This is a genomic window from Phenylobacterium sp. (genome assembly GCF_035944335.1).
Lineage (GTDB): Bacteria > Pseudomonadota > Alphaproteobacteria > Caulobacterales > Caulobacteraceae > Phenylobacterium.
In genome coordinates, this window is sequence record NZ_DASZBG010000079.1 from 1 (window position 1) to 5,181 (window position 5,181).

The window sequence follows — 5,181 nt, forward strand, 5'->3', positions numbered from 1 at the left end:
CATCGAGCAGGAGCTGATCGACGGCCGCGGCTTCGTGCTGATCCGCGGCCTGCCGCGCCAGTGGTGGTCCAACGACGACATGTGCCTGGCCTATTGGGGCATCGGCGCGCACCTCGGCCGGCCCTGGCCGCAGAACGCCAAGGGCCATGTGCTTGGCGATGTGACCGACCAGGGCAAGCAGCCCGGCGACCCGACGGCGCGGGGCAACGAGCTCGGCCAGGTCGGCCTCGACTTCCACTGCGACGGCTCGGACCTGGTGGGCCTGCTCTGCCTGCAGTCGGGCGTCTCCGGCGGGCTCTCGGCGGTGTGCAATTCCGTGGCCCTGCACAATCGCCTGGTGGCGGAACGCCCGGACCTCGCCGCCGAGCTCTACAAGCCGCAGCCCTACGACTACCGCGGCGAACAGGCGCCCGGCGGCCGCGGCTGGTACCTGATGCCGGTCTTCACCCGCCATGGCGAGCGGCTCTTCATCCGCCTGATCCGGCCCTACATCCTGGCCTCGCAGCGCCACGCCGACGCGCCGCGCCTGACGGCGAAGGCCGAAGAGGCGCTGAGCTGGATGCAGGAGATGGCGGAGGGCGGGCAGTACTCCGTGCTGATGGATTTCCAGCCCGGCGACATGCAGTTCATCAACAACTACCACGTGCTGCACGGCCGCACGGCCTACGAGGACGACCGCGCCGCCGGCAAGGTGCGACACTTGAAGCGCCTGTGGCTGGAGACCGACGTGCTCGCCGATCGCCCGACCCAGTTCCAGAACCGGATGGGCTCGCACTGGGCGCAGAAGGTCTCGATCAGTCGGCTGGACGCGACCAACTAGCGACGGTTCGAAAGCCGCATCGCCTCGGCAGCGATTCGCCGCCATAACCGACGCATGACCCTCGCCGTCGCCGAGCCCGACACCACGCCGCTGGACGCCGCCCGCGAGATCCTGCGCCATACCTTCGGCTACGAGGAGTTCCGCGGGCTGCAGGGCGAGGTGATCGCCGAGGTGCTGGCCGGCCGAAGCGCCATGGCCGTGCTGCCCACGGGCGGCGGCAAGAGCCTGTGCTATCAGATCCCCAGCCTGATCCGGCCCGGCCTCGGTCTCGTCGTCTCGCCGCTGATCGCGCTGATGACCGACCAGGTGGCGGCGCTGCAGCAGTCGGGTGTTGCGGCGGCCCGGCTGGATTCCAATGTCGAGCCGGAGGCCAAGGCCGAGACCTGGCGCAGGATCGAACGCGGCGAGCTCGACCTGCTCTACGTCTCGCCCGAAGGCCTGATGCAACCGTGGATGCTGGACCGGCTGGCTCGCACGCCGCTCGCCCTGATCGCCATCGACGAGGCGCACTGCGTCAGCCAGTGGGGCCACGATTTCAGGCCCGAATACCGGATGTTGGGACGGCTCGCCGAGCTGTTCCCGACCGTCCCGCGGCTGGCGGTCACGGCCACCGCCGACGCCCGGACACGCGACGATATCCGCGGCGAGCTGCATCTGACCCACGCCGCCGAGTTCGTCGCGAGCTTCGCCCGGCCCGAACTCATCCTGTCGGCCGAACGCAAGCGCGGGCCGAAGGAGAAGCGGGTCATCGATCTGGTCACCGCGCGCCCCGGCCGTTCCGGCGTGGTCTACTCAGGCTCGCGCGACGGGACTGAGAAGCTCGCCGAAGCGCTGCGGACGGCCGGCGTGCCGGCGCTCGCCTATCACGCCGGCCTCGACCGGCGGCTGCGCGAGACGCGGCTGGAGGAATTCCTGGAGGCCGACGCCGCGGTGATGGTGGCGACCATCGCCTTCGGCATGGGGGTGGACAAGCCCGACGTCCGCTTCGTGATCCACGCCGATCCGCCGGCCTCCATCGAGGCCTATTGGCAGGAGATCGGCCGGGCCGGCCGCGACGGCGATCCGGCCGAAGGCATCACCCTCTATGGCGCGGCCGACATGGCCTGGGCCCTGCGCCGCATCGGCGAGCGGGAGATGGAGGACAGCGTCAAGCAGGTGCAGGTCCGCAAGGTCCGCCAGCTTTACGCGCTGCTCGATGGCACGGGTTGCCGCGCCGCCGCCGTGCGCCGCTACTTTGGCGAAGAAGGCGTCGAGGCCTGCGGCCAGTGCGACCTCTGCACCGGCGCGGTGGAGACCACCGACGCCACCGAGGCCGCCCAGAAGGCGCTGTCGGCGGCGCACCGGCTGGCGGGACGGTTCGGACGCGGGCGGCTGATCGACCATCTGCTGGGCAAGACCAAGGACGTCAGCCCGCAGGAGTCCAGCCTCTCCACCTGGGGCATCGGGACCGAACTCACCCTCGCCCAGTGGCGCGACCTGACCGACCAGCTGCTGTTCGAAGGCCTGCTGCGGGAAGACCCCAACGACGGCCGGCCGCTGGTCGGCGTCGGCGACGCCGAGGCGGTGCGGGCGGTGTTCCGCGGCGAGCGGCGGGTGCTGATGCAGGCCCGCAAGGAGGCGCCGGCCAAGGTGCGACGGCCGCGGAAGGGACGCGAGGCCCTGACGCTGGCGCCGCACGACCAGCCGCTGTTCGAGGCCCTGCGGGCCTGGCGCGGCGCCGAGGCCAAGGCCCAGCACGTGCCGCCCTACGTGATCTTCCACGACCGGACGCTGGCCGAGATCGCCGCCGCCCGGCCCGCCGCCCGCGCCGCCCTGGTGCGCCTCAACGGCGTCGGCGAAGGCAAGCTCGCCCGCTATGGCGATGCGGTCCTCGAGGTGGTGCGCGGGTTCGAGGCCTAGACGTCGACCTCGGCGTCCAGGGCGTTCTCCTGGATGAACTCGCGGCGCGGCTCGACCAGATCGCCCATCAGGCGGGCGAACATGTCGCCGGCGTCCTCCGCGTGGTCGACCCTGACCTGCAGCAGGGTGCGGGCGTTGGAGTCGAGCGTCGTTTCCCAGAGCTGGTCGGCGTTCATCTCGCCGAGGCCCTTGTAGCGCTGGATGGCGAGGCCCCGGCGGCCGTTGTCCATCACCGCATTGACGAGGTCGATGGGGCCGCGGACCGTGGTGGTGCGCTCGCGCCGGGTGAAGACCGCCGGCTTTTCGAACAGTTTGGCGAGCTCGCGGGAGCGCTCGGCCAGGCGCCGCGCGTCGGCGGCGTGCAGCAGCAGCTCGTCGAGCACGATGCGTTCGGAGACGCCGCGCTTCACGCGGCTGAACACATAGCCGCCGCCTTGCGCCTTGGCGCCTTCCCAGGCGCCGTCGCCTTCCTCGGCGTAGAGGTCGAGCCGCCGGGCGGCCACGTCCGGATCGCCGCCTTCGGTCAGCAAGCCTGCCAAGGCGGCCTGCTCCACCGCAAAGGCCGGCGCCCGGGTCGCCAGCCGCTCGACATTGGCCTTGGCGCCGCGCGCCGTGGTGACCATGGCCAGCAGGTCCTGGCCGGCCAGGCGTTCGCCGCTGGCCAGATCGAGGGTCGCGCCGTCGACGCCCTCGTCGATCAGGTAGATTTCCAGCTCGGCGTCGTCCTTGAGGTAGCGGACCGACTTGCCCTTGGACGCCTTATAGAGCGGCGGCTGGGCGATATAGAGGTAGCCGCGGTCGATCACCTCGCGCATCTGCCGGTAGAAGAAGGTGAGCAGCAGGGTGCGGATGTGGGCGCCGTCCACGTCGGCGTCGGTCATCAGGATGATCCGGTGATAGCGGATCTTCTCGATGTCGAAGTCCTCGCTGCCGATGCCGGCGCCCAGCGCGGTGATCAGGGTGCCGATCTGCTCGGACGCCAGCATCTTGTCGAAGCGGGCGCGCTCGACGTTGAGGATCTTGCCCCTGAGCGGCAGGATCGCCTGGTTGTCGCGGTTGCGGGCCTGCTTGGCCGAACCGCCGGCGGAATCGCCCTCGACGATGAAGATCTCCGACTTGGCCGGATCCTTCTCGGCGCAGTCGGCGAGCTTGCCCGGGAGCGAGGAGATATCCAGCGCCGACTTGCGCCGCGTCAGCTCGCGGGCCTTGCGGGCGGCCTCCCGGGCCGCGGCGGCCTCGGCGATCTTCTGGACGATCAGCCGGGCCTCGTTGGGATGCTCCTCGAACCAGGAGCCGATGCCGTCGGAGACCAGGCCCTCCACCGCCGGGCGGACCTCGGAGGAGACCAGCTTGTCCTTGGTCTGGGATGAGAACTTGGGGTCGGGGATCTTCACCGACAGCACGCAGGTCAGGCCTTCGCGCGCGTCGTCGCCGCTGACCGAGACCTTCTCACGCCGCGCCGCGCCGGAGCTTTCGGCGTAGCCGGTGATGATCCGCGTCAGCGCCGAGCGGAAGGCCGCCAGGTGGGTGCCGCCGTCGCGCTGCGGGATGTTGTTCGTGAAGCACAGGACGTTCTCGTGGTAGCTGTCGTTCCACCACAGGGCGAGGTCGATCTCGACCGTGTCGCGCTTGCCGCGGATGACGATGGGCTGCTTGATCAGCGCGGTCTTGGCGCTGTCCAGGTGGCGCACGAAGGCCTCGATGCCGCCCTCGTAGTGCATGACCTCGACGAAGGGTTCGGCCTCGCGGTTGTCCTTCAGCCAGATGGTCACGCCGGAGTTCAGGAAGGCGAGCTCCCGCAGCCGGTGCTCCAGCGTCTTGCGGTCGAATTCGATGAAGGCGAAGGTTTCCAGCGACGGCGAGAAGGTGACCTCCGTGCCGGTGAGGAACTCGCCATTCTCGCGCAGCGGCGACTTGCCGATGATGACCAGGGGCGAGACCGGATCGCCGCGCCGGAACTCCATCTCGTGGGCCTGTCCGCCGCGATGGATCTTCAGCTTCAGCCAGTCGGAGAGCGCGTTGACGACGGACACGCCAACGCCGTGCAGGCCGCCGGAGACCTTGTAGGAATTCTGGTCGAATTTTCCGCCGGCGTGCAGCTGGGTCATGATGACCTCGGCCGCCGAGACGCCCTCGCCCTCGTGGACGTCGGTGGGGATGCCGCGGCCGTCGTCGGTGACGGTGCAGGAGCCGTCGGCGTTGAGGATCACCTCGACGCGGGTGGCGTAGCCGGCCAGGGCCTCATCGATCGCGTTGTCGACCACCTCATAGACCATGTGGTGCAGGCCCGAACCGTCATCGGTGTCTCCGATGTACATGCCCGGCCGCTTGCGGACGGCGTCGAGCCCCTTGAGGACCTTGATGGAATCCGCGCCGTAGTCGCCCTGGCCGTTGGCGTCGAGGCCGTTTTCATCCAGGCCGTTGGCGTCCAGGCCATCGGCCTTCGGGGCCTCGGAGTCGGG

General features: G+C 70.0%; 3 protein-coding genes. 2 read left to right on the plus strand and 1 reads right to left on the minus strand.

Annotated elements, in window-relative coordinates; genetic code table 11:
* Together VGT80_RS12810 and recQ are read left to right on the plus strand one after the other, a co-directional pair.
* Nucleotides 1–820, plus strand: an 820-nt coding sequence (locus VGT80_RS12810; RefSeq protein WP_327456378.1) for a TauD/TfdA family dioxygenase, incomplete at its 5' end; no start/stop codon positions are given.
* 54 nt (nucleotides 821–874) lie between these two features.
* Entirely contained in the window at nucleotides 875–2,719 is a 1,845-nt protein-coding gene (gene recQ / locus VGT80_RS12815) for a DNA helicase RecQ (protein ID WP_327456380.1), read from the plus strand.
* On the opposite strand, the gene gyrB is transcribed toward recQ, so the two are convergent.
* The gene (gene gyrB / locus VGT80_RS12820) at nucleotides 2,716–5,151 is read right to left on the minus strand and encodes a DNA topoisomerase (ATP-hydrolyzing) subunit B (RefSeq protein WP_327456382.1); all 2,436 of its coding nucleotides are present in this window, start codon (nucleotides 5,149–5,151) and stop codon (nucleotides 2,716–2,718) included. The two genes, recQ and gyrB, sit on opposite strands and share 4 nt — an antisense overlap.
* Nucleotides 5,152–5,181 lie beyond the last annotated feature (30 nt).